This window comes from Paracraurococcus lichenis (assembly GCF_030657435.1).
Classification (GTDB): domain Bacteria; phylum Pseudomonadota; class Alphaproteobacteria; order Acetobacterales; family Acetobacteraceae; genus Paracraurococcus; species Paracraurococcus lichenis.
Genome location: NZ_JAUTWS010000080.1, coordinates 1 through 19,669, shown reverse-complemented (window position 1 = coordinate 19,669; position 19,669 = coordinate 1). Strand labels below are relative to the sequence as shown.

Here is a 19,669-nt window from a genome sequence, read left to right as displayed (position 1 = left end):
CTAGTCGGGCTCCTCCTCATCCGGCGGGTAAAGCCCGACGATGGCCGCCACCCGGTCGGGGTCGAAGCGGATCGTCAGCCGGCCACGATAGGCGCGCGGCGCGACATGCTCCTGCTCGACGATGATCGAAGCCACCATGGCGAGGATCTCGGCCTCCGTCGCCGGCGCCTCCGGCTCCTGCAGCGCGGCGCGCAGCCTCAGCCAGGCCCGGCGCCGCGCCTCGCGATAGGCGCGGTCCCGTGCCACGACGCCATTGGCGGCGTCGCGCACCTCGACCTCGATGCCCCGCTGCTCGAAGGGCGCGGGCCAGCCGGCGGGCTGCGCGCGTGCCGCGGCGAGCCGGACGCCGAACCCGGCCGCGAGGACGAGCGCCCGCCGCCTGCCGCTGCCTCCCATATCCCGCCCCCCTGCCTGCCCCGCCGCAGGATGGCGCGCACCGCTTGCCACGCCCTTGCCGATGGCCCGGTTTCCCGCGGCCGGCGGCGGGCCTACATGCGGGGCATGAGCCAGATCCCCCTCGCGGTCACCATGGGCGAGCCCGCCGGCATCGGCGGCGAGATCGCCGTCGCGGCATGGCAGGCCCTGCATGCCACGGGGCCGGCCTTCTTCCTGATCGACGATGCGGACCGGCTGCGGGGCGCGCCCATTGCCCGCATCGGGGCGCCGGAGCAGGCCCTCGCCGCCTTCGGCCGGGCGCTGCCGGTGCTGCACCGCCCCCTGCCCCGCCCCGCCGAGCCCGGCCGGCTCGATGCCGCCAATGCGCCGGCGGTGATCGCCGCCATCGACGAGGCGGTGGCGCTGGCCAAGGCGGGGCGCGCCGCCGGGATCGTGACCAACCCGATCCAGAAATCCGCCCTCTATGCCGCCGGCTTCGCCCATCCGGGCCATACCGAATACCTCGCCGAGATCGCCGGCGCGGGCGTGCCGCCGGTGATGCTGCTCGCCTGCCCCGAACTGCGGGTGGTGCCGGTGACGATCCACGAGCCGCTGAAGCAGGCCATCGCCCGCCTCACGCCCGACCTCATCATCGAGACCGCGCGGCTGACCGCCGCCGGCCTCCGCCAGGATTTCGGCATCGCCGCGCCGCGCCTGGCCATCGCCGGGCTCAACCCGCATGCGGGCGAGGACGGGACGCTCGGCACCGAGGACCGCGACATCGTCGCCCCCGCTGTCGCCACGCTGCGGCAGATGGGGATCGACGCGCGCGGCCCCATCCCGCCGGACACCATGTTCACGGCCAAGGCGCGGCCGGGCTACGACGTCGCGCTCGGCCTCTACCACGACCAGGCGCTGATCCCGATCAAGACGCTCGACATGAGCGGCGGGGTGAACGTCACGCTCGGCCTCTCGATCGTGCGCACCAGCCCGGACCACGGCACCGCGCTCGACATCGCCGGCCGGGGCCTCGCCGATCCCGGCAGCCTGGTCGCCGCCATCCGCCTCGCCGCCGAGATCGCGGCCAATCGCAGCAAGGCATTCCGATGACCCCGATGCGCCTCTCCGTGAACATCGACCATGTGGCGACGCTGCGGAATGCCCGCGGCGGCACGCATCCCTGCCCGGTCGAGGCCGCGCGCCTGGCCATGCAGGCGGGCGCCGATGGCATCACCATGCATCTGCGGGAGGACCGCCGGCATGTCCGCGACCGCGACCTCGACCGCGTGGCGGCCGAGGTCGAGACGCGGCTGAACCTCGAGATGGCGGCGACCGCGGAGATGGTCGGCATCGCCACCCGCCTCCGCCCGCCCGCCTGCTGCCTGGTGCCGGAGAAGCGGCAGGAGCTGACCACCGAGGGCGGGCTCGACGTGCTGCGCGCCGGCCCGGACCTCGCCGAGGCGGTGAAGCGCCTCGCGGGCGCCGGCATCGAGGTCTCGATCTTCATCGAGGCCGATCCGCGGCAGATCGAGGCCGCGGCGCGCCTCGGCGCCCAGGCGATCGAGCTGCACACCGGCACCTATGCCGATGCCGCCGCGGCCGGGCGCCCGCCGATCCTTGAGCGCCTCAAGGCCGGCGCGGCGGCGGCGGCGGCGCTCGGCCTGCACTGCCATGCCGGCCACGGCCTGACCTACGAGACGGTCGGCGCCATCGCCGCCATGCCGGAGGTCTCCGAGGTCAGCATCGGCCATTTCCTGATCGGGCAGAGCGTCTTCGAGGGGCTGCCGGCCGTCATCCGCCGCTTCAAGGAGCAGATCGCGGCGGCGCGGAGATAAGGGCGGCGTGGCCGGCCCCGCTCAAGGCCGCTGAATTCCCATCAACCGGGCTTTAACACGCAAAATTCCGCTGAGTCCGATCCGGCCCTTTCCCGGCCTGTGCCAGGAATTCCGCCGGGTCCGCGCCAGGGAGGGCGGGAAATTTTAGAATTTATCGCCCTCGCCCCGCCTGCCCGGCCAGCGGGCGTGGCGCGGCCTTTGACGATATTCCTATAGCCCAGACCGCCCGCCGACCGCAAGCCCGGCGAGGCCGATCACGCCGCCTTCGCCGCCTCCATCATCACGCCCGAGAGCAGCGCATAGGCCGCGGTCCAGGCCTCCTCCACCGCGGGCGTGAAGGCCTCGCCCAGGCCCTGGCCCAGCGTCCAGAGCAGCGCGGCGCCGACCGAGGCGTAATGCGCCTCCGTCACGCCATAGCCGACATGCCGCTTCGCCAGCGCCTGCGCCGCCGGCACCACCGTCTCCGGCCGGCTCAGCCCATTCACCACGGTGGCCAGCGTCGCCATCAGCTTGGCGCCCTGCGCGCCCATGTCGGACCGGGTGAAGAGAGGCCTGGTGCCCGGGTCGATCTCGAAGAGGCGGTTGTAGAAGAGGTTGGCGGCGGCCTCCCTGATCGGCACCACCTTGGCGAAGCTGTCCTGGACGAGGGCGACCTGGGTCGGCGTCATGGCGTGGCTCTCCTCGGCAAACCCCTCGGGGTTTGCGCCGCAACAGGATCCTCAGCAGGCTTCCATCTCAAGGGCCTGGACCGCACGACCTGTGGCCCGGGCCGCGAAAGCCTGCCGAGCGGAGAGCACACCCTAGATCCGTTCATTGCTCTTCGTAAACCACGTCGTCGGTTGGCGCACCCGGACGCGCTGCCGGCCTCGCGCGGGCCGGCATGGAAGCGTCGCGCGGTCACGGGCCGCCCCCTCGCCGCTCCCAGGCCAGGTCTCCCATCCTGGCCTGGGAGCGGAGAGGAGCGTGGGGATGGCCGGTGCAGGGCTGCGATGCTGCTCCCCGCAAGGCGGCCCGGCGCTGCGGCGCGCGGCCGTGGCGTCAGCCGGGCCGGCCGGCGAGGGGAAGCGCTGCCGGATGCCCCGCGGCCGGCCCCGCCACGCGGCGGGCCTGCCAGGCGCAGCAGCCCAGCGTCCCGATCACGCCGAGCGCCAGGGCCATGGCGATGCCAAGGCCCATGAGCAGGAGGGAGACGACCATGGGGGCACTCCTTGCGCTCCGGGGGAAGATCCCCGGGGGAATGCTCGCCATGGTAGCGCCGCTTCCGCTGCCGCTCCTTGATGCCGCGCAAGCCGCGGCGCGGTGTCCGGCGGTGCCGGCGCGGTGACCGAACGACCGGCGCGGCCGCCCGGGCCGGTCGTCCCCGCGATCGGCGCGGGATGGCCTGCCGGCCCGGACCTGCCGCGGGATGCCGGACGGCATCGCGGGAAGGGCGTCCGCCGCCTGCTGCCGCCGCGCGGGCGGCACGGGGCTGCCGCTCAGCGCCGGCGCAGGGGTGCCCCGGGCACCGGCTGCGCCAGCATGGTCGCCGGCGGATCCGGGTCCCGCCGGGTGATGGTCCGGTCCTCGCCGCCGCCGGACATGGTGGCCAGGCTGCGCTGGCCGAAGACCGAGCCCGGCTCATAGGCCAGGCCGCGGTCCTCGCCGCCGCCGACCATCCGCGCGGAGCCGCCGCCGGCCAGGTTGTCGCGCGGCCCGCCGCTCCACTGCACCTCGAAATGCTCGCCGCCCTGGATGACCTGCATGTCCTCCGCGGCGGCGCCCGGGACCCGCGCCGCGCCGGCCAGCATGGCCAGCAGCAGCGCGGTCCCTATCCTGCGTCGCATGGCGTCCTCTCCTCGCATGGCCGGCCATGCCGGCGGATGTCCGATGGCCGGCCGCACCGGCCTGGGGGGCATGGAGGATTCCGTATCCGGGATGGTTTCGTCTGTGCCGCGCGGCACAGGCCGGGCGGGCTGGCCCTTCCCGCCGCCGCCGCGCAGGATGCCGGCCGGAACGCGCGACGGAGGCGGCATGCGCCCCTTGGAATTCGGCTGGTACCTGCCCAGCAGCGGCGACACCACCTGCTATGGCGAGGGGCCGGCGGTGATCCCGCCCGGCACGGCGATGTTCGACCGCGTGGTGCAGGCGGCCGAGGCGGCCGGCTTCGAATACATGCTGGTGCCGGTGGCGGGCCCCTGCTGGGAGGCCTGGGTGACCACGGCCTTCCTCGCGGGACGGTCCTCCTCCATCCGCATGCTGGTCGCGGCGCGGCCGGGCTACGTGAACCCGGTGATGCTGGCGAAGATGGTGACGACCTTCGACCGGCTCACCGGCGGGCGGATCGCGGTGAACCTGATCGCCGGCCAGTCGGAGGCGGAGAATGCCGCCGACGGCATCCGCTACGGCAAGGAGGAGCGCTACGCGCTGATGGCGGAGGAGACGGCGATCCTGAAGGCGCTCTGGACCGCCGAGGGGCCGCTGGACTGGGAGGGGCGCTTCCACACGCTGCGCGGCGCGCGCGTGCTGCCCGCGCCGCTGCAGCGGCCGCATCCGCGCTTCTACCTCGGCGGCGGCAGCGCCCAGGCCTGGGCGGTCTCGGCCGCGCATGCCGATGTGCACCTCTTCTGGGGCGACCGTCCCGAGGCCATCGCGGCGCAGATGGAGGAGATCCGCGCGCTCGCCCGCGAGGCGGGGCGGGAGGAGGCGCTCGGCTTCGGCATGCGGCTGCAGATCATCTGCCGCGAGACGGAGGCGGAGGCCTGGGCGGCGGCCGAGGAACTGGTGCGCGGCGTCGGCGAGGCGCGGCATGCGGCGGTGCGGGCCAATGTGGCGAATTCCGTCGCCAACCAGCGGGTGCAGGCGCTGCTGGCCGAGACGGGTGGGCTGATCGCGCCGAACCTCTGGGCCGGGCTGGCGAAGGCGCGGCAGGGCGCGGGCATCGCGGTGGTGGGCGATCCGGCGCAATGCGCGGCGGCGCTGCAGCGCTTCATCGATATCGGCTGCCACAGCTTCTGCCTCTCCGGCTACCTGCATGACGAGGAGGCGACGCGCTTCGCGCGCTGGGTGCGGCCGATCCTCGCGGAGCGGAATCCGGGGCGGATGGAGGCTTAGCGCGGAGCGTTGATGGCGGACATGCATCTGGTTACGTTATCATTATGGAGATCACCTTCGACCCGGCGAAGCGGGCCAGGACGCTGGCTGACCGAGGGCTTGATTTCCGGGATGCCGTTCGCGTGTTTGCTGGCAACTACGCGACGATCGAGGACAGGCGTCGCAACTACGGCGAACCGCGCTATATTTCGGCTGGCGACCTCGATGGCCGGCTGGTCGTTCTGGTCTGGACGCCGCGGGGGAAAGCCCGCCGCATCATTTCCATGAGGCATGCTCATGCCGACGAAGAAGCCGAATGGCGAGAGTACCTGGGTGGACCCGGATGACGCGCCGCCGCTGACGAAGGATTTCTTCGACCGCGCCGAACTCCGCCACGGCGACACGGTGATCCGTCCCGGCCGGCCGCCGCTGCCGGACTTCGCGGCACAGGCAACGCCCGACCTCGACCCCGACCTGCTGGAACGCCTGCGCGCCACCGGCCCCGGCTGGCAGCACCGCCTCAACCAGGCGGTGCGGGAGTGGCTGGACCGCAACGCCGCCTGACGCGCCGGCCGTTGCCGATCCGCGCCGCGCAGGCTACCGCTGGGGCCCGCCGCGGAGACCCCCATGGACCAGCGCCATGACATCGCCATCGTCGGCGCCGGCATCGTCGGCCTCGCCCATGCGCTGATCGCCCGGCGCGCCGGGCTGCGCACCCTCGTCGTCGAGCGCGAGGCGCGCGCGATCGGCGCCTCCATCCGCAATTTCGGCTTCGTCACCGTCACCGGCCAGGAGGCCGGCGATTGCTGGCGCCGCGCCCGCCGCGCCCGCGACATCTGGGCCGAGGTCGCGCCGCAGGCCGGCATCGCGGTCCATCATCGCGGCCTCACCTTCGCCGCGCGACGGCCGGAGGCGCTGGCCTGCCTCGAGGAATTCGTCGCCGGCCCCATGGGCGAGGGCTGCCGCATGCTGACCGCCGCCGAGGCCGCCGCGACCGGGACGCTGCGCGGCGACCTGGCCGGCGCCATGCACAGCCCGCACGAATTGCGCGTCGAGAGCCGCGACGCCATCCCGCGGCTGACGGCGTACCTGGAGTCGCAAGGCGTCGAGTTCCGCCGGCTGACGGCGGTGACAGGCGTGGAGCCCGGGCGGCTGCACACCAGCGTCGGCACGATCCAGGCGGAGCGGATCCTGGTCTGCCCCGGCACCGACCTGCGCACGCTGTTTCCCGAAAGCTTCACGCGGCGCGGCGTGACGCTGTGCAAGCTGCACATGCTGCGTGTGGCAGCCCCTGGGGCCGGCCCGGGCTTCGCGCTGCCGGGGGCTGTGATGAGCGATCTCGGGCTGGTGCGCTATCTCGGCTACAAGGACTGCCCCTCCCTCCCCCGCCTCGCCGCCAGGCTGCGGGCGGAGCAGGCGGCGGAGCTGGAGAACGGCATCCACCTGATCGCCGTGCAGGGCGCCGACGGGTCGCTGGTGGTCGGCGACAGCCACCACTATGCCGACAGCCCCGACCCCTTCCAGCCGCGGGAGGTGGACGACCTGATCCTCGGTGAGCTCTCCGCCGTGCTCGACCTGCCGCGGCCGGAGGTGCTGGAGCGCTGGGTGGGCGTCTATCCCTCCGGCCCCGAGACCGCCTTCTTCGAGAGCCCGATGCCCGGCGTCATGCTGGTCTCCGTCACCAGCGGCACCGGCGCGAGCACCGCCTTCGGCCTGGCCGAGGATGTCTTCGCAGCCTGGGAGACCGCCGCATGACCGATTGGCGCAGGCCCTATGCGGGGCCGATCAGGGCCGTGATCCTCGACTGGGCCGGCACCGTGGTCGACCACGGCAGCCGCGCGCCCATGGGCGCCTTCGTCCGCGCCTTCGCCCATTTCGGCGTGGAGATCGGCATCGCCGATGCGCGCGGCCCGATGGGCATGGCCAAGGCCGACCATATCCGCGCCGTCGGCCGCGCGGTGAACGCCGCCTGGCGCGCCCGGCACGGCCGCGACTTCGACGAGGCCGACGTCCGGCGGATCTTCGAGGTCTTCGAGCCGATGAACGTCGCCGCCGTGAAGGACCATGCGGCGCTCATCCCCGGGGTGGCCGAGGCGCTCCGGGCATTGGCGAAGCGCGGCATCCGCATCGGCTCGACCACCGGCTACACGCGGCCGATCATGGCCGAGCTTGCGCCGCTGGCCGCCGCGCAGGGCTTCGTGCCGGAGGTCATGGTCTGCGCCGGCGACCTCGCCGCCGGGCGGCCGGCGCCGCTGCAGATGTGGCACGCCATGGCCGCCATGGGCATCTGGCCGGCGGCGGCCGTGGTGAAGGTGGACGACACGCCGCCCGGCATCGGGGAGGGCCGCGCCGCCGGCACCTGGGCGGTGGGCCTGGCGCTGACCGGCAACATCGCCGGCCTCTCCGCCGAGGAACTGGCCGCCCTGCCCGCGGGCGAGAAGGATGCCATCCGCCGGCGCGCGACGGAGGAGATGCTGGCCGCCGGCGCGCACCTCGTCATCGACAGCGCGGCCGACCTGCCGGCCGCGATCGCCGCCATCGAGGCCCGGCTCGCCGCTGGTGAATCGCCGGGCTGACCTGCCCGGGAAAGCGTCACGGCACAGGCCGCAAGCGCCGGCCCGGGCGGCAACGGCGCGGCACGATTCTGGCTTCGCCCTGCGGGCCCCGCCCTGGCGGCAGCCGCCTGCCACGAAAGCGTAACATCATGGCGGCTTCCGACAGTCTATCAGGCGGGCGCCTGTGATGGAGACGCCGGATGCTTCGTCGTGCCTGCGCGGTCGCGCTCGGTCCCCTTGCGCTTGGGCCCCTTGCGCTTGGCCCCCTTGCGCTTGGATTGGGTCTCGCCCTTGCCGCCCCGCCGGCCGATGCCCAGACCCGGACCCGCCTGACGGTCTACACCGCGCTCGAGAATGAGCAGCTTCAGCCCTTCAAGCAGGCGGCGGAGGCGGCGGTGCCCGGCATCGAGATCGCCTGGGTGCGCGACAGTACCGGCGTCATCACCGCCCGGCTGATCGCCGAGCGGGCGAATCCGCGCGCGGATGTCGTCTGGGGCCTCTCGGTCTTCTCCCTGCTGCAGATGGAGCAGCAGGAGATGCTGGAACCCTACACGCCGCGGGATGCCGAGGCGCTGCGGCCCGCCATGCGCAGCGACCGCAGCCCGATGACCTGGACCAGCATGGATGCCTTCGTCTCGGCCATCTGCCTCAATACCGTCGTCGCGCAGCAGAAGGGCCTGCCGAAGCCGACGACCTGGGCGGACCTGCTGGACCCGCGATTCAAGGGCCAGATCGCGATGCCCAACCCGGCCTCCTCCGGCACCGGCTTCCTGACCGTCGCCGGCTGGATCACGGCAAAGGGCGAGGCCGCGGCCTGGGACTACATGGCGAAGCTGCATGAGAACGTGCAGGTCTATACCCATAGCGGCAGCGCGCCCTGCAACAACGCGGCGCGGGGCGAATACGGGGTCGGCATCTCGCTCGACATGCGCGCCGTCACGCTGAAGAACCAGGGCGCACCGGTCGAGATCATCGTCCCGACCGACGGCGTCGGCTTCGACCTCGAGGGCACCGCCATCCTGCGCGGGACGAGGAACGCCGACGCCGCGCGGAAGCTGGCGGATTTCGCGGTGTCCCGCCCCGCCATGGAGCTCTACGGCCGTTCCTACGCGGTGCTGGCGCTGCCGGGCGTGACGCCTGCCGTGAAGGGCTACCCCGCGGAGTTCGAGCAGCGCCTGGTCGCCCAGGATTTCCGCGAGGTCGCGCTGAAGCGCGACGAGATCCTGAAGGCCTGGGCCGCGCGCTTCGACGGCAAGTCCGCCCCGCGGAACTGAGCCGATGAGCACGGCGCTGGAGCTTGCGCGCGACGGCGCCGCGGCGGCGCCGGCGCCCTACCTGACCGTCGAGCAGGTCTCGAAGAGCTTCGGCACCTTCCAGGCGCTGGAGCGCGTCAGCCTCTCGGTCGCCGCCGGCGAGTTCGTCTCCTTCCTCGGCCCTTCCGGCTGCGGCAAGACGACGCTGCTGCGCGCCATCGCCGGCCTCGATCCCGCGAGCAGCGGGCGGATCACCCAGGGCGGGCGGGACATCACCGGCCTGCCGCCGTCGGCCCGCGACTTCGGCATCGTCTTCCAGTCCTATGCGCTCTTCCCGAACCTGACGGTGACGGACAATATCGGCTACGGGCTGCGCGGCCCCGCCTGGCCGAAGGCGAGGCGCCGGGACCGCGTGGCGGAACTGCTGGTGCTGGTCGGGCTTGCGGAGCATGCGCAGAAATACCCGGCGCAGTTGTCCGGCGGGCAGCAGCAGCGCGTCGCGCTGGCCCGCGCCCTGGCGAACGAGCCGGGGCTGCTGCTGCTCGACGAACCGCTCTCGGCGCTCGACGCCATCGTCCGGCTGCACCTCAGGCAGGAGATCCGCGCGCTGCAGCGGCGGCTCGGCCTGACGACGATCATGGTCACCCACGACCAGGAGGAGGCGATGGGCGTCTCCGACCGCGTCGTCGTCATGTCGCGCGGCCGGATCGAGCAGGTCGGCAGGCCGGAGGCGATCTATGCCCGGCCGGCCAGCGCCTTCGTCGCCGGCTTCGTCGGCCGCAGCAGCCGGTTCGAGGCGGTGGTGGACGCGCCCTCCGACACGCTGGTCGCGGGCGGGTTGCGGCTGCCCTGCACGGCCTCGCGCGGGATGCTGTTCGGCACGCGCGTGCTCGCCTTCGTCCGGCCGGAGGATGTGCGGCTGGGCGCGGAGGCGGCGGCGCTGCCGGGGCACCTGCAGGCGGAGGTGACGCATCTGGAATTCCTCGGCCCGGTCTGCCGCCTCTCGCTCGAGGCCGGGCGGCTGCGGCTGGAGGCGGATGCGACGCCGGATGCCGTGCGCAGGCTCGGCGCCGTCCCGGGTGCCATTCTGCCGGCGGCGCTGCCGGCCGAGCGCGTCATGGTCTTCCCGATCGATGAGTGACCTGGCACTCGGCCGCGCCCCGCGGGTGCGGGAGGCCGGCGATGCGCGCCTGCTGCGCGCCGGCCTGTGGCTCGCCGCGGCGGTGCTGGGTGTGGGGCTGGTCCTGCCGCTCGGCACGCTGCTGCTGCGGGCCTTCAAGGACATGGATGGCCGCTTCGTCGGCCTGGCGAATGTCGTCGCCTATGTCACGACGCCGGCGCTGCTGGCCAGCGCCTGGAACAGCCTCTGGACCGCGGCGGCGACGACCGCGGTCGTCGTGCCCATCGCCTTCCTCTATGCCTATGCGCTGACGCGGTCCTGCATCCCGTGGAAGGGGCTGTTCCGCGCGGTCATGCTGCTGCCGGTGCTGGCGCCCTCGCTGCTGCCGGCCCTCGCCCTGATCTACCTCTTCGGCAACCAGGGGCTGCTGAAGCCGCTGCCGGGCGGGGCCAGCCTCTACGGGCCGGGCGGCATCGTCGCGGCGCAGGTCTTCACCTGCTTCCCGCATGCGGCCATCATCCTGGCGACCGCGCTGTCGACCGCCGATGCCCGGCTCTACGAAGCGGCGGAGGTGTTGAAGGCCGGGCGCGGGCGGATCTTCGCCACCGTCACGCTGCCCGGCGCGCGCTATGGCCTGGTCTCGGCCGCGGTCGTGGTCTTCACGCTGGTGGTGACGGATTTCGGCATCCCGAAGGTCATCGGCGGCCAGTTCCCGGTGCTGGCGACCGATGTCTACAAGCAGGTGGTCGGGCTGCAGGATTTCGGCATGGGCGCGGTGGTCGGCATCGTGCTGCTGATGCCGGCCCTCGCCGCCTTCCTGCTGGACCGCTGGGCGCAGCGGAAGGCCTCCGGCACGCTCTCCGGCCGGGCGGTGCCCTATGCACCGAAGCCGCGCGCGGCGCGGGACCGGCCGCTGCTGGCCTTCTGCCTGCTGGTCGCGGCGGCGCTGGTCGGGCTGGTGGGCGTGGCCGCCTGGGGATCGCTGATCCGCTTCTGGCCCTGGAACCTGTCGCTGACGCTCGACAACTACGATTTCGGCCGTTTCGACGCGACGGGCTGGGACGCGCTGGGAAATTCGGTGCGCATGGCGGCGCTGGCGGCACTGTGCGGCACGGTGCTGGTCTTCTGCATCGCCTGGCTGCTGGAGCGCGGGGCGCGCGGCGGCCACCTCCCGGGCCTGGTGCGCTTCGTCGCCACCCTGCCGCTGGCGGTGCCGGGGCTCGTGCTCGGCCTCGCCTTCATCCTGTTCTTCAACCACCCGCGGAACCCGCTGGGCTTCCTCTATGGGACGCTGGCGATCCTGGTGCTGAACAGCGTCGTCCATTTCTACACCGTCGCGCACCTCACCGCGGTGACCGCCATCCGGCAACTCGACCCGGAATTCGAGGCGGTCGGCGCCTCGCTGCGCGTGCCGGCCTGGGTGACCTTCGGGCGGGTGACGGTGCCGATCTGCCTGCCCGCCATCCTCGACATCGCGGTCTACATCTTCGTCAATGCCATGACGACGGTGAGCGCGGTGATCTTCCTCTACGGGCCGGACACCAAGCTTGCCTCGGTCGCGGTGGTGCATATGGACGAGGCCGGGCAGGTCAGCGCCGCGGCGGCCATGGCGGTGACGATCCTCGGCGTCACCCTGGCGGTGAAGGTCGCGCATGTCGCGCTGGGCGGCGCGGTGGGGCGGCTGACGCAGGGGTGGCGGCGGTAGCGCGGGGGCGCGCCGTCGCGAATGGAAGTCTTGCTCTCGTAACGTCCTCTTGTTTCCATGCTGCATGGAGCATTGGGAACGGCGAGTCGTGGCCGGCGAGGCGTTCCATGTGGGATGGCGCCTGGACAAGGCGGCGCGCAACCTCAGGAAGCATCATGTGGGATTTGCCGAGGCGGCGACGGTGCTCGACGACATGCATGCCTGTTCCGAACCTCAGGACGAAGCGGGTGAGCCGCGGGAGAAGCTGATCGGGCGCAGCAGCACTGGCAGGTTGCTGGCGATCGCCGTATACATCGAGGTTGCGACGGGCCGCGAGAGCGCGGAGGACATCGGGTTCATCCGCATCATCAGCGCCCGCGCCGCGACCCCCACCGAGGAGGCGCTCTACCTGTCATGAGCCGGAAAGCCCCTGTCGCGGAACGGTCCGCGCCCGCATCCCGCCCGCCGCAGAAGGACGGGCCGGACACCTCCGACATCGCGGACAGCCGTCCCGGCACGCGGCTCGGCACGCTGCGCGACGCCATCGAGCGGGCGAAGGCGCGCGAGAGCAAGGACCGCCCCGCCTCGCCCGCAGGCCGGGCCTGAGCGGGGAGACCTCGGTCGCCCCTTCCGCGGGCGGGAACCGGCCTCACGCCGCCGGCGGATGCACCTGCAGCCAGTGCCGCGCGATCTCGGCCCGCCGCGCCACCCAGACGTCGCGGTGGCGGCAGACATGGTCGAGGAACCGCTCCAGCGCCGCCGCCCGCGCCGGCCGGCCGGTGATGCGGCAATGCAGCCCTACCGACATCATCCTGGGCGACCTCTCGCCTTCCCGTCGCAGGAAGTCGAAGGCATCCGTCAGGTGCCGGGTGAAGCCGTCGTTGGAGGCGAAGCCCGGCGGCACCGCGAACTTCATGTCGTTGTTGTCGAGCGTATAGGGCACGACCAGCAGCGGCCTGCCCGCGGCCCGCACGTAATAGGGCAGGTCGTCGGCATAGCTGTCGTTGTCGTAGAGATAGCCGCCATGCTCGGCGACCAGCCGCCGCGTGCGCAGGCTGATGCGGCCGGTGTACCAGCCCTGCGGCTTCTGCCCGGTGGTGCGCTCGATGGTCTCGTAGCAGCGGGCGACCTCGGCGCGCTCCACCTCCTCCGGCACGGTGCGGTAGTCGATCCAGCGCCAGCCATGCGAGGCCACCTCATGCCCCTGCGCGGTGAAGGCGCGGGCGACGGTCGGGTTGAGCTCAAGCGCGCGGCCGACGCCGTAGATGGTCAGCGGCAGGTCGCGTTCGGCGAAGAGGCGGAGGATGCGCCAGACGCCGGCGCGGGCGCCGTACTCGAATTGCGTCTCGGTCGAGAGGTCGCGCTCCTGCCGCGGCGTGCCGCCCGGGACCTCGTGCAGGTAGATCTCGCTGTGCGGGTCGCCGTTGAGCACGGTGTGCTCGCCGCCCTCCTCGTAGTTCAGCACGAAGGAGAGGGCGAGGCGCGTGCCGCCCGGCCATTGCGGGTCGGGCGGGTTCTCCCCGTAGCCCAGGAAGTCGCGGGGGTGCTCGGTCTCGGCGGCGAGGATCGTCATGGGGCTTGGCTGGAAGAGCGGGGGAGGAGCGAACTCCTCCCCCGCACCCCCACCTCCTTTTTTTGTAAGTTGGCTGACTCACAGAAAACGATGATGGGGGGCTCCGGGGGGAAGAAGTGCCTTCTTCCCCCCGGTCCTCAGTTCCGCGTCTTGTCGACGAGGGCGCCCTTCTTGATCCAGGGCATCATGCCACGCAGCTTCTCGCCGACTTCCTCGATCGGGTGCTCGGCCAGGCGGCGGCGCGTGGCCTTGAAGCTCGCCTGGTTCACCTTGTTCTCCAGCATCCAGTCACGCGCGAACTTGCCGGATTGGATGTCCTCCAGCACCCGCTTCATCTCCGCCTTAGTCTCCGGCGTGATGATGCGCGGGCCGGTCACGTACTCGCCGTACTCGGCCGTGTTGGAGATGGAGTAGTTCATGTTGGCGATGCCGCCCTCGTAGATGAGGTCGACGATCAGCTTCACCTCGTGCAGGCACTCGAAATAGGCCATCTCGGGGGCGTAGCCCGCCTCGCACAGCGTCTCGAAGCCCGCCTTGATCAGCTCGACCAGGCCGCCGCAGAGCACGGTCTGCTCGCCGAAGAGGTCGGTCTCGCACTCCTCCTTGAAGGTCGTCTCGATGACGCCGGAGCGGCCGCCGCCGATGGCGGAGGCATAGGAGAGCGCGATCTCGAGCGCATTGCCCGAGGGGTTCTGGTGCACCGCGACCAGGCAGGGCACGCCGCCGCCGCGCTGGTATTCGGAGCGCACGGTGTGGCCCGGGCCCTTCGGCGCGATCATGAAGACGTCGAGGTCGGCGCGCGGCTCGAGCAGGTTGAAGTGCACGTTCAGGCCATGGGCGAAGGCGATCGCCGCGCCTTCCTTCAGGTTGGCGTGCAGGTGGTCGCGGTAGAGGTCGCCCTGCAGTTCATCCGGCGTAAGGACCATGGTGACGTCGGCCCACTTGGCGGCCTCGGCCGGGGTCATGACCTTGAAGCCGGCGGCCTCCGCCTTCTTCCAGGATCCGCCGGGGCGGAGGCCGATGGCGACATCGGCGCAGCCGGAATCGCGCAGGTTCATCGCATGCGCGTGCCCCTGGCTGCCGAAGCCGATGACCGCGACCTTCTTGGCCTTGATCAGGTTCACATCCGCATCGCGGTCGTAGTAAACGCGCATGACAGCGCCTCTCCCTTCCAGGAACTCGTATCAGCTCAGGCCAGCAGGCCGCTCGGTCCGCGCGCGATGGCGACGACGCCGGTGCGCGAGACCTCCTTCAGCCCAATCGGCCGCATCAGGTCGATGAAGGCGTCGAGCTTCTCGCCCGCCCCCGTCATCTCGAAGACCAGGCTCTCGGTCGTCGCATCCACCACGCGGGCGCGGAAGGCGTCGGCGAGGCGCAGCGCCTCCATCCGGTTCTCGCCCTTCCCCACCACCTTGATCAGCATCATCTCGCGCGCGAGGTGCGGGCCCTCAAGCGTCAGGTCGCTCACCTTGTGCACCGGCACCAGTCGGTCGAGCTGCGCCTTGATCTGCTCGATCACCATGTCGGTGCCCGAGGTGACGATGGTGATGCGCGAGAGGCGGCGGTTCTCGTCGACCGGCGCCACGGTCAGGCTCTCGATGTTGTAGCCGCGGCCGGAGAAGAGGCCGACGACGCGCGCCAGGATGCCGGCCTCGTTCTCCACGAGGACGGCGATGGTCGCGTTGCGGAAGGTGGTATCGGTCGGGTCGGGCATGGAATCATCACGGGCGAGAGGATCGGGCGCGGGACGGCAGCGCCGCCCCGCCGGGAATCGGTGCGGCGTCCCAGGTTCAGACCAGCACCTTGCCCTCATCCGTCACGCCGGCGACGCCGCCGGTCTGGCCGGCCGCCAGGATCATCTCGTTATGCGCGGCACCCGAGGGGATCATCGGGAAGCAGTTCTCGTCCTTGGCGACCGCGATGTCGGCGATGACCGGGCCCGGATGCGCCAGCATCTCGCGGATGCCGGCATCGAGGTCCTCGGCCCGCGTCACGCGGATGCCGTGCGCGTGGAAGCTGTCCGCGAGCTTGACGAAGTCGGGCAGCGCCGCCGAGTAGCTCTCGGAATAGCGGGAGCCGTGCAGCAGCTCCTGCCACTGCCGCACCATGCCCATGTACTCGTTGTTCAGGATGAAGATCTTCACGGGCAGTCGGTACTGCGCGAGGGTCCCCATCTCCTGGATATTCATCAGGATCGACGCTTCACCCGCGATATCGATGACCAGCGCGTCGGGGTGCGCGATCTGCACGCCCATCGCCGCCGGCAATCCGTAGCCCATGGTGCCGAGGCCGCCCGAGGTCATCCAGCGGTTCGGCTTCTCGAAGCCGAAATACTGCGCCGCCCACATCTGGTGCTGGCCGACCTCGGTGGTGATGAAGGTATCGCGGCCCATCTCGCGGGTGATCTCGTAGAGCCGCTTCACCGCGTGCTGCGGCTTGATGATGCTGCCCTGCTGCACGTAGCTGAGGCAGCGCGTCTCCCGCCAGGCATCGATCTGCCGCCACCAGACGGCGATCGCCGCCTTGTCCTGCGCGGCGCCGTCCTCCTTCCAGGCCTCGATCAGCGCCGCCAGCACGCGGCCGGCATCACCGACGACGGCCACGTCCACCTTGACGTTCTTGTTGATGGAGGACGGGTCGATGTCGGCGTGGATCTTCTTCGAGTTCGGCGAGAAGGCGTTCAGCCGCCCCGTGACGCGGTCATCGAAGCGCGCGCCGATATTCAGCATGACGTCGCAGCCATGCATGGCGAGGTTCGCCTCGTAGGTCCCGTGCATCCCCAGCATGCCGAGGAATTGCGGGTCCGTGGAGGGATAGGCGCCAAGGCCCATCAGCGTATTCGTGCAGGGCATCCCCGTCATGCGCACGAACTCGCCGAGCAGGCGGGCAGCCTCCGGCCCCGCATTGATCACGCCGCCGCCGGCGTAGACGACCGGCTTCTTCGCGCCCTTCAGCAGCCTCACCGCATCGCGGATCGCCTGCGCGTCCGGCTCGGTCTGCGGGCGGTAGCTGCGGTGCGGGGCCTGCGGCGCCTCCTGGTAGTGGCCCTTGCCGATCAGGATGTCCTTCGGCAGGTCGATCACGACAGGGCCGGGCCGGCCGTTCTTGGCGACGTAGAAGGCCTCGTGCACGGTCGCCGCGAGCTTGCGGATGTCCTTGACGAGGTAGTTGTGCTTGGTCGCGGGCCGGGTGATGCCGGTGGTGTCGGCCTCCTGGAAGGCGTCGTTGCCGATCAGGTGCGTCGGCACCTGGCCGGTCAGGCAGACCACGGGCACGCTGTCCAGCAGCGCATCCACCAGGCCGGTCACCGCATTAGTCGCGCCCGGGCCGCTGGTCACCAGCACGCAGCCCACCTTGCCGGTGGAGCGGGCATAGCCCTCCGCCGCATGCACCGCCGCCTGCTCGTGCCGCACCAGGATGTGGCGGATGGCGTTCTGGTGGAACAGCGCGTCGTAGAGCGGGAGGACGGCGCCGCCGGGATAGCCGAAGATGACCTCTACGCCCTGGTCCTTCAGCGCCTGGAGGACGATCTCCGCACCGGTCATGGTGCGGGCCTCGGTCGGGGTCTGAAGGGTGGCGGACATGGGAATTTCCTCGGGCAATACGTCGCCGGCCGGCGGGGGCCGGCGTGGCGAGGGCCGCACCCCTACGCCCGCTGCTGCGGCGCGTCAACGCCCCGAATCAACAAACGCCAAGATTCCCGGCACAAGGCTTTCCTGAAATTGCGCCGTGCCCTCGATCCGCGCATGGATGATATGCGTGTCGGGCGGGGCGGCCCCCGAAGATGACAGTGCGTGGTGGCGGAACCAGGTGGCCTGCCGCTTGGTGTACTGCCCGGTATTGAGCACCGCGCGCTCCCGCGCCGCCGCCAGCGTCATCCTTCCTGCGAGATGCGCCAGCAGTTCCGGCACGCCATGCGCCCGCATCGCCGGTAGGGCGGGGTCGAGGTTCAGGGCGCCGAGCGCCCGCACCTCCTCGAGCGCACCCGCGGCCAGCATCGCGTCGAAGCGGCTGATGATCGCGGCGCGCAGCGCCTCCCGCGGCGGGTCGAGCAGCACGGCGGCGAAGCGCCAGGGCAGGCCATGGAGGCGCGCGGGGCCGGTCTGCGCGCCCTCCCGCTGCCAGGCGAGCAGCCCCCTGCCCGTCCCGCGCCAGACCTCGAAGGCGCGGGCGATGCGCTGGCTGTCGCCCGGCCTGAGCGTCGCCGCCGTTTCCGGATCGGCCTCGGCCAGCCGCGCATGCAGCCCCGGCGCGCCGAGCCTGGCCAGCAGCCGCCGCGCTTCCTCCCGCGCCGCCTCCGGCACCGGCGGGATGGCGGAGAGCCCCTCGGTGAGCGAGAGGAAGTAGAGCCCGGTGCCGCCGCAGAGGATCGGCAGGCGTCCCGCGGCGCGGGCCGCCGCCATCTCCGCCAGCGCCTGCTCCCGCCACCAGGCGACGCTCGCCGCCTCGGCCGCCGGGCGGATGCCGTAGAGGCGGTGCGGCACGCGGGCCTCCTCCTCCGCCGTCGGCCGGGCGGTGAGGATGCGCAACTCGCGGTAGACCTGCATCGAATCCGCATTGATGACCGTGCCGCCCAGCCGCTCCGCCAGCGCGAGCGCCAGCGTTGACTTCCCGCTCGCGGTCGGGCCCGCCACGATCAGCGCCGGCGGGCCTGCCTTCACGCGCGCCGATTGCGTCATGCGGCGGCCTTCGCGATAGAGCGGCGCGCCCCGCCGGGGCGAGACCGCATCCCCCACAGCCAGGGCGCCGCATGTCCCAGATCCTCACCCTCGTCGCGCCCCCGGGCGGCCTCGGCCAGTCGCTGCTGCTCCGCGTGCGGGACGCGCTGCAGGCGCTCGGCGCCGCCACCGGCGCGCCGGACTGGCTGGCGGAGGCGGAGGCGGTGGACCTGCCCTTCGATGGCCTCGCCGCCGAGCAGGCTGTCGCCGCCGCCGGCCCGGCGCTGGCGGGCGCGCCGGTGGATGCCATCGCGGTGCCGACCGCGGGGCGGCGGAAGAAGCTGCTGCTGGCCGACATGGACAGCACCATCGTCACGACCGAGACGCTGGACGAGATCGCCGCCTATGCCGGGCTGAAGGAGCGGATCGCCGAGATCACCCGCCGCTCCATGAACGGCGAACTCGACTTCCGCGCGGCGCTGATCGAGCGCGTCGGCATGCTGGCCGGCCTGCCCGTCTCGGCGCTCGAGCGCACCTGGGAGGCAACGGCGCTGACCCCGGGCGCGCGGGAACTGGTCCGCACCATGCGGGCGAACGGCGCGCATTGCGCCCTCGTCTCCGGCGGCTTCACCTTCTTCACCGGCCGCGTCGCGGATGTCGTCGGCTTCCATGCGCATTACTCCAACACCCTGGAGATCGCGGATGGCAGGCTGACCGGCAAGGTGGGGGAGCCGATCCTCGACCGCGACGCCAAGCTGGCGACGTTGAAGCGCCTCGCGGCCGAGCACGGGCTGGCGCTGGAGGCGGCGGCGACGGTCGGCGACGGGGCGAACGACCTCGCCATGATCCAGGCGGCCGGGCTCGGCGTCGCCTTCCGCGCCAAACCTGTCGTGGCCGCGGCGGCGCGGGCCAGGCTCGACCATGCCGACCTGCGCGGCCTGCTCTTCGCGCAGGGCTACCGCGCGGCGGAGATCGTCGCGGCCTGAGCGACCGTCTTTCGGGTCAAGCGGTTTGCCATGGGGTACCGGCCCTGAGGATGGCGTTGAGGATGCCGAGGAGCCGCCGCATGCAGGCGACGAGGGCGACCTTCTTGGGGCGGCCTCGGGCGACGAGTTGCTGGTAGTGGGCCTTGAGGATCGGGTTCCAGCGGACGGCGCTGAGGGTTGCCATGAAGAGGACGTTGCGGACGGTGGTCCTGCCGCCTGCGATGGCCCTGTGGCCTCGCTTCTGGCCGCTGTCGCGGTTGATGGGGGCGAGGCCGATCAGGGCGGCGGCCTCGCGGCGGTCGAGGTGGCCGAGTTCGGGCATCTCGGCGATGAGGGTGTGGGCGGTGATGCCACCGATGCCGGGGACGCTCTGGAGGAGGTCGTCGGCGGCGCGCCAGGCGGGCGAGCGGCGGATGGTGTCGTCGATATCGGCATCGAGCGTGGCGAGCTGGGCCTCGAGCACCTTGAGGGTGGCGCGGATGGTGCGGGCGACCTTGGGCGCCCGCGCCTGGCGGGCGCGGTTCTGCTCCATGCCGATCATCTCGACGATCTGGCGTCGGC

23 protein-coding genes are annotated in these 19,669 nt (G+C 72.0%); 13 read left to right on the top strand and 10 right to left on the bottom strand.

Going from position 1 to position 19,669, the window contains the following annotated elements:
* Entirely contained in the window at positions 1 to 396 is a 396-nt protein-coding gene (locus Q7A36_RS33555) for a hypothetical protein (RefSeq protein ID WP_305108162.1), read from the bottom strand.
* 105 nt (positions 397 to 501) lie between these two features.
* Here Q7A36_RS33555 and pdxA point away from each other — a divergent pair, with 105 nt between their 5' ends.
* Together pdxA and Q7A36_RS33545 are read left to right on the top strand one after the other, a co-directional pair.
* Positions 502 to 1,485 carry a 4-hydroxythreonine-4-phosphate dehydrogenase PdxA gene (gene pdxA / locus Q7A36_RS33550; RefSeq protein WP_305108161.1) on the top strand — a complete coding sequence of 328 codons (984 nt, stop codon included), beginning with the start codon at positions 502 to 504 and terminating at the stop codon, positions 1,483 to 1,485.
* Positions 1,482 to 2,210 carry a pyridoxine 5'-phosphate synthase gene (locus Q7A36_RS33545; protein ID WP_305108160.1) on the top strand — a complete coding sequence of 243 codons (729 nt, stop codon included), beginning with the start codon at positions 1,482 to 1,484 and terminating at the stop codon, positions 2,208 to 2,210. Before pdxA ends, Q7A36_RS33545 begins: the two co-directional genes overlap by 4 nt.
* A 254-nt stretch (positions 2,211 to 2,464) precedes the next feature.
* Here Q7A36_RS33545 and Q7A36_RS33540 read toward each other — a convergent pair whose 3' ends face one another.
* From Q7A36_RS33540 to Q7A36_RS33530, 3 genes are all read right to left on the bottom strand, one after another.
* The gene (locus Q7A36_RS33540) at positions 2,465 to 2,878 is read right to left on the bottom strand and encodes a globin family protein (protein ID WP_305108159.1); all 414 of its coding nucleotides are present in this window, start codon (positions 2,876 to 2,878) and stop codon (positions 2,465 to 2,467) included.
* A gap of 370 nt (positions 2,879 to 3,248) precedes the next feature.
* Positions 3,249 to 3,407, bottom strand: a complete 159-nt coding sequence (locus tag Q7A36_RS33535; RefSeq protein ID WP_305108158.1) for a hypothetical protein — start codon at positions 3,405 to 3,407, stop codon at positions 3,249 to 3,251.
* Between the two features lie 278 nt (positions 3,408 to 3,685).
* Complete coding sequence (locus Q7A36_RS33530) at positions 3,686 to 4,033, bottom strand: hypothetical protein (RefSeq protein WP_305108157.1); 348 nt, start codon at positions 4,031 to 4,033, stop codon at positions 3,686 to 3,688.
* Between the two features lie 187 nt (positions 4,034 to 4,220).
* Between Q7A36_RS33530 and Q7A36_RS33525 the strand changes: the two genes are divergently transcribed.
* From Q7A36_RS33525 to Q7A36_RS33480, 10 genes are all read left to right on the top strand, one after another.
* Positions 4,221 to 5,300 carry an LLM class flavin-dependent oxidoreductase gene (locus tag Q7A36_RS33525; protein WP_305108156.1) on the top strand — a complete coding sequence of 360 codons (1,080 nt, stop codon included), beginning with the start codon at positions 4,221 to 4,223 and terminating at the stop codon, positions 5,298 to 5,300.
* A gap of 44 nt (positions 5,301 to 5,344) precedes the next feature.
* A complete protein-coding gene (locus tag Q7A36_RS33520; protein WP_305108155.1) occupies positions 5,345 to 5,626 on the top strand; it encodes a BrnT family toxin in 282 nt (93 codons plus the stop codon).
* Positions 5,577 to 5,843 (top strand): BrnA antitoxin family protein, encoded by a 267-nt coding sequence (locus Q7A36_RS33515; RefSeq protein WP_305108154.1) that lies wholly within the window; start codon positions 5,577 to 5,579, stop codon positions 5,841 to 5,843. Before Q7A36_RS33520 ends, Q7A36_RS33515 begins: the two co-directional genes overlap by 50 nt.
* Positions 5,844 to 5,906: 63 nt before the next feature.
* Entirely contained in the window at positions 5,907 to 7,034 is a 1,128-nt protein-coding gene (locus tag Q7A36_RS33510) for a TIGR03364 family FAD-dependent oxidoreductase (protein WP_305108153.1), read from the top strand.
* Complete coding sequence (gene phnX, locus Q7A36_RS33505) at positions 7,031 to 7,855, top strand: phosphonoacetaldehyde hydrolase (RefSeq protein ID WP_305108152.1); 825 nt, start codon at positions 7,031 to 7,033, stop codon at positions 7,853 to 7,855. The genes Q7A36_RS33510 and phnX overlap by 4 nt, the downstream gene beginning before the upstream one ends.
* Before the next feature lie 257 nt (positions 7,856 to 8,112).
* Positions 8,113 to 9,108, top strand: coding sequence for a putative 2-aminoethylphosphonate ABC transporter substrate-binding protein (locus Q7A36_RS33500; RefSeq protein ID WP_305108151.1), 996 nt, complete (start codon positions 8,113 to 8,115; stop codon positions 9,106 to 9,108).
* 4 nt (positions 9,109 to 9,112) lie between these two features.
* Positions 9,113 to 10,228: an ABC transporter ATP-binding protein gene (locus tag Q7A36_RS33495; protein WP_305108150.1), complete on the top strand. Its 1,116-nt coding sequence runs from the start codon at positions 9,113 to 9,115 to the stop codon at positions 10,226 to 10,228.
* Positions 10,221 to 11,912: a putative 2-aminoethylphosphonate ABC transporter permease subunit gene (locus Q7A36_RS33490; RefSeq protein WP_305108149.1), complete on the top strand. Its 1,692-nt coding sequence runs from the start codon at positions 10,221 to 10,223 to the stop codon at positions 11,910 to 11,912. Before Q7A36_RS33495 ends, Q7A36_RS33490 begins: the two co-directional genes overlap by 8 nt.
* 88 nt (positions 11,913 to 12,000) lie before the next feature.
* Positions 12,001 to 12,309, top strand: a complete 309-nt coding sequence (locus tag Q7A36_RS33485) for a BrnT family toxin (protein ID WP_305108148.1) — start codon at positions 12,001 to 12,003, stop codon at positions 12,307 to 12,309.
* The gene (locus Q7A36_RS33480) at positions 12,306 to 12,497 is read left to right on the top strand and encodes a hypothetical protein (RefSeq protein ID WP_305108147.1); all 192 of its coding nucleotides are present in this window, start codon (positions 12,306 to 12,308) and stop codon (positions 12,495 to 12,497) included. The genes Q7A36_RS33485 and Q7A36_RS33480 overlap by 4 nt, the downstream gene beginning before the upstream one ends.
* A 43-nt stretch (positions 12,498 to 12,540) precedes the next feature.
* Here Q7A36_RS33480 and puuE read toward each other — a convergent pair whose 3' ends face one another.
* The 5 genes from puuE to miaA form a co-directional block, all read right to left on the bottom strand.
* Positions 12,541 to 13,464 carry an allantoinase PuuE gene (gene puuE / locus Q7A36_RS33475; protein WP_305108146.1) on the bottom strand — a complete coding sequence of 308 codons (924 nt, stop codon included), beginning with the start codon at positions 13,462 to 13,464 and terminating at the stop codon, positions 12,541 to 12,543.
* 137 nt (positions 13,465 to 13,601) lie between these two features.
* Positions 13,602 to 14,618 carry a ketol-acid reductoisomerase gene (gene ilvC / locus Q7A36_RS33470; protein WP_305108145.1) on the bottom strand — a complete coding sequence of 339 codons (1,017 nt, stop codon included), beginning with the start codon at positions 14,616 to 14,618 and terminating at the stop codon, positions 13,602 to 13,604.
* A 35-nt stretch (positions 14,619 to 14,653) separates the two neighbouring features.
* A complete protein-coding gene (gene ilvN / locus Q7A36_RS33465) occupies positions 14,654 to 15,178 on the bottom strand; it encodes an acetolactate synthase small subunit (RefSeq protein ID WP_305108144.1) in 525 nt (174 codons plus the stop codon).
* Between the two features lie 76 nt (positions 15,179 to 15,254).
* Positions 15,255 to 17,048 carry an acetolactate synthase 3 large subunit gene (locus Q7A36_RS33460; RefSeq protein ID WP_305108143.1) on the bottom strand — a complete coding sequence of 598 codons (1,794 nt, stop codon included), beginning with the start codon at positions 17,046 to 17,048 and terminating at the stop codon, positions 15,255 to 15,257.
* Positions 17,049 to 17,132: 84 nt separating this feature from the next.
* Complete coding sequence (gene miaA / locus Q7A36_RS33455) at positions 17,133 to 18,143, bottom strand: tRNA (adenosine(37)-N6)-dimethylallyltransferase MiaA (protein ID WP_305108142.1); 1,011 nt, start codon at positions 18,141 to 18,143, stop codon at positions 17,133 to 17,135.
* Positions 18,144 to 18,214: 71 nt separating this feature from the next.
* On the opposite strand from miaA, the gene serB reads away from it, so the two are divergent.
* On the top strand, positions 18,215 to 19,108 hold the full coding sequence (serB, locus tag Q7A36_RS33450; protein WP_305108141.1) for a phosphoserine phosphatase SerB: 894 nt from the start codon (positions 18,215 to 18,217) through the stop codon (positions 19,106 to 19,108).
* Positions 19,109 to 19,124: 16 nt separating this feature from the next.
* Here serB and Q7A36_RS33445 read toward each other — a convergent pair.
* Positions 19,125 to 19,669: transposase (locus Q7A36_RS33445; RefSeq protein WP_305108140.1), on the bottom strand; the 545-nt coding region annotated here is incomplete at its 5' end.

Bases quoted from the DNA above. Each gene is read 5' to 3' on its own strand.
- Q7A36_RS33490 (WP_305108149.1), top strand. From the start codon at position 10,221: ATGAGTGACCTGGCACTCGGCCGCGCCCCGCGGGTGCGGGAGGCCGGC.
- Q7A36_RS33530 (WP_305108157.1), bottom strand. From the start codon at position 4,033: ATGCGACGCAGGATAGGGACCGCGCTGCTGCTGGCCATGCTGGCCGGC.
- ilvC (WP_305108145.1), bottom strand. From the start codon at position 14,618: ATGCGCGTTTACTACGACCGCGATGCGGATGTGAACCTGATCAAGGCC.
- puuE (WP_305108146.1), bottom strand. From the start codon at position 13,464: ATGACGATCCTCGCCGCCGAGACCGAGCACCCCCGCGACTTCCTGGGC.
- Q7A36_RS33545 (WP_305108160.1), top strand. From the start codon at position 1,482: ATGACCCCGATGCGCCTCTCCGTGAACATCGACCATGTGGCGACGCTG.
- Q7A36_RS33495 (WP_305108150.1), top strand. From the start codon at position 9,113: ATGAGCACGGCGCTGGAGCTTGCGCGCGACGGCGCCGCGGCGGCGCCG.
- Q7A36_RS33525 (WP_305108156.1), top strand. From the start codon at position 4,221: ATGCGCCCCTTGGAATTCGGCTGGTACCTGCCCAGCAGCGGCGACACC.
- phnX (WP_305108152.1), top strand. From the start codon at position 7,031: ATGACCGATTGGCGCAGGCCCTATGCGGGGCCGATCAGGGCCGTGATC.
- ilvN (WP_305108144.1), bottom strand. From the start codon at position 15,178: ATGCCCGACCCGACCGATACCACCTTCCGCAACGCGACCATCGCCGTC.
- Q7A36_RS33460 (WP_305108143.1), bottom strand. From the start codon at position 17,048: ATGTCCGCCACCCTTCAGACCCCGACCGAGGCCCGCACCATGACCGGT.
- pdxA (WP_305108161.1), top strand. From the start codon at position 502: ATGAGCCAGATCCCCCTCGCGGTCACCATGGGCGAGCCCGCCGGCATC.
- Q7A36_RS33555 (WP_305108162.1), bottom strand. From the start codon at position 396: ATGGGAGGCAGCGGCAGGCGGCGGGCGCTCGTCCTCGCGGCCGGGTTC.
- Q7A36_RS33540 (WP_305108159.1), bottom strand. From the start codon at position 2,878: ATGACGCCGACCCAGGTCGCCCTCGTCCAGGACAGCTTCGCCAAGGTG.
- Q7A36_RS33535 (WP_305108158.1), bottom strand. From the start codon at position 3,407: ATGGTCGTCTCCCTCCTGCTCATGGGCCTTGGCATCGCCATGGCCCTG.
- Q7A36_RS33480 (WP_305108147.1), top strand. From the start codon at position 12,306: ATGAGCCGGAAAGCCCCTGTCGCGGAACGGTCCGCGCCCGCATCCCGC.
- Q7A36_RS33510 (WP_305108153.1), top strand. From the start codon at position 5,907: ATGGACCAGCGCCATGACATCGCCATCGTCGGCGCCGGCATCGTCGGC.
- miaA (WP_305108142.1), bottom strand. From the start codon at position 18,143: ATGACGCAATCGGCGCGCGTGAAGGCAGGCCCGCCGGCGCTGATCGTG.
- Q7A36_RS33515 (WP_305108154.1), top strand. From the start codon at position 5,577: ATGCCGACGAAGAAGCCGAATGGCGAGAGTACCTGGGTGGACCCGGAT.
- Q7A36_RS33520 (WP_305108155.1), top strand. From the start codon at position 5,345: ATGGAGATCACCTTCGACCCGGCGAAGCGGGCCAGGACGCTGGCTGAC.
- serB (WP_305108141.1), top strand. From the start codon at position 18,215: ATGTCCCAGATCCTCACCCTCGTCGCGCCCCCGGGCGGCCTCGGCCAG.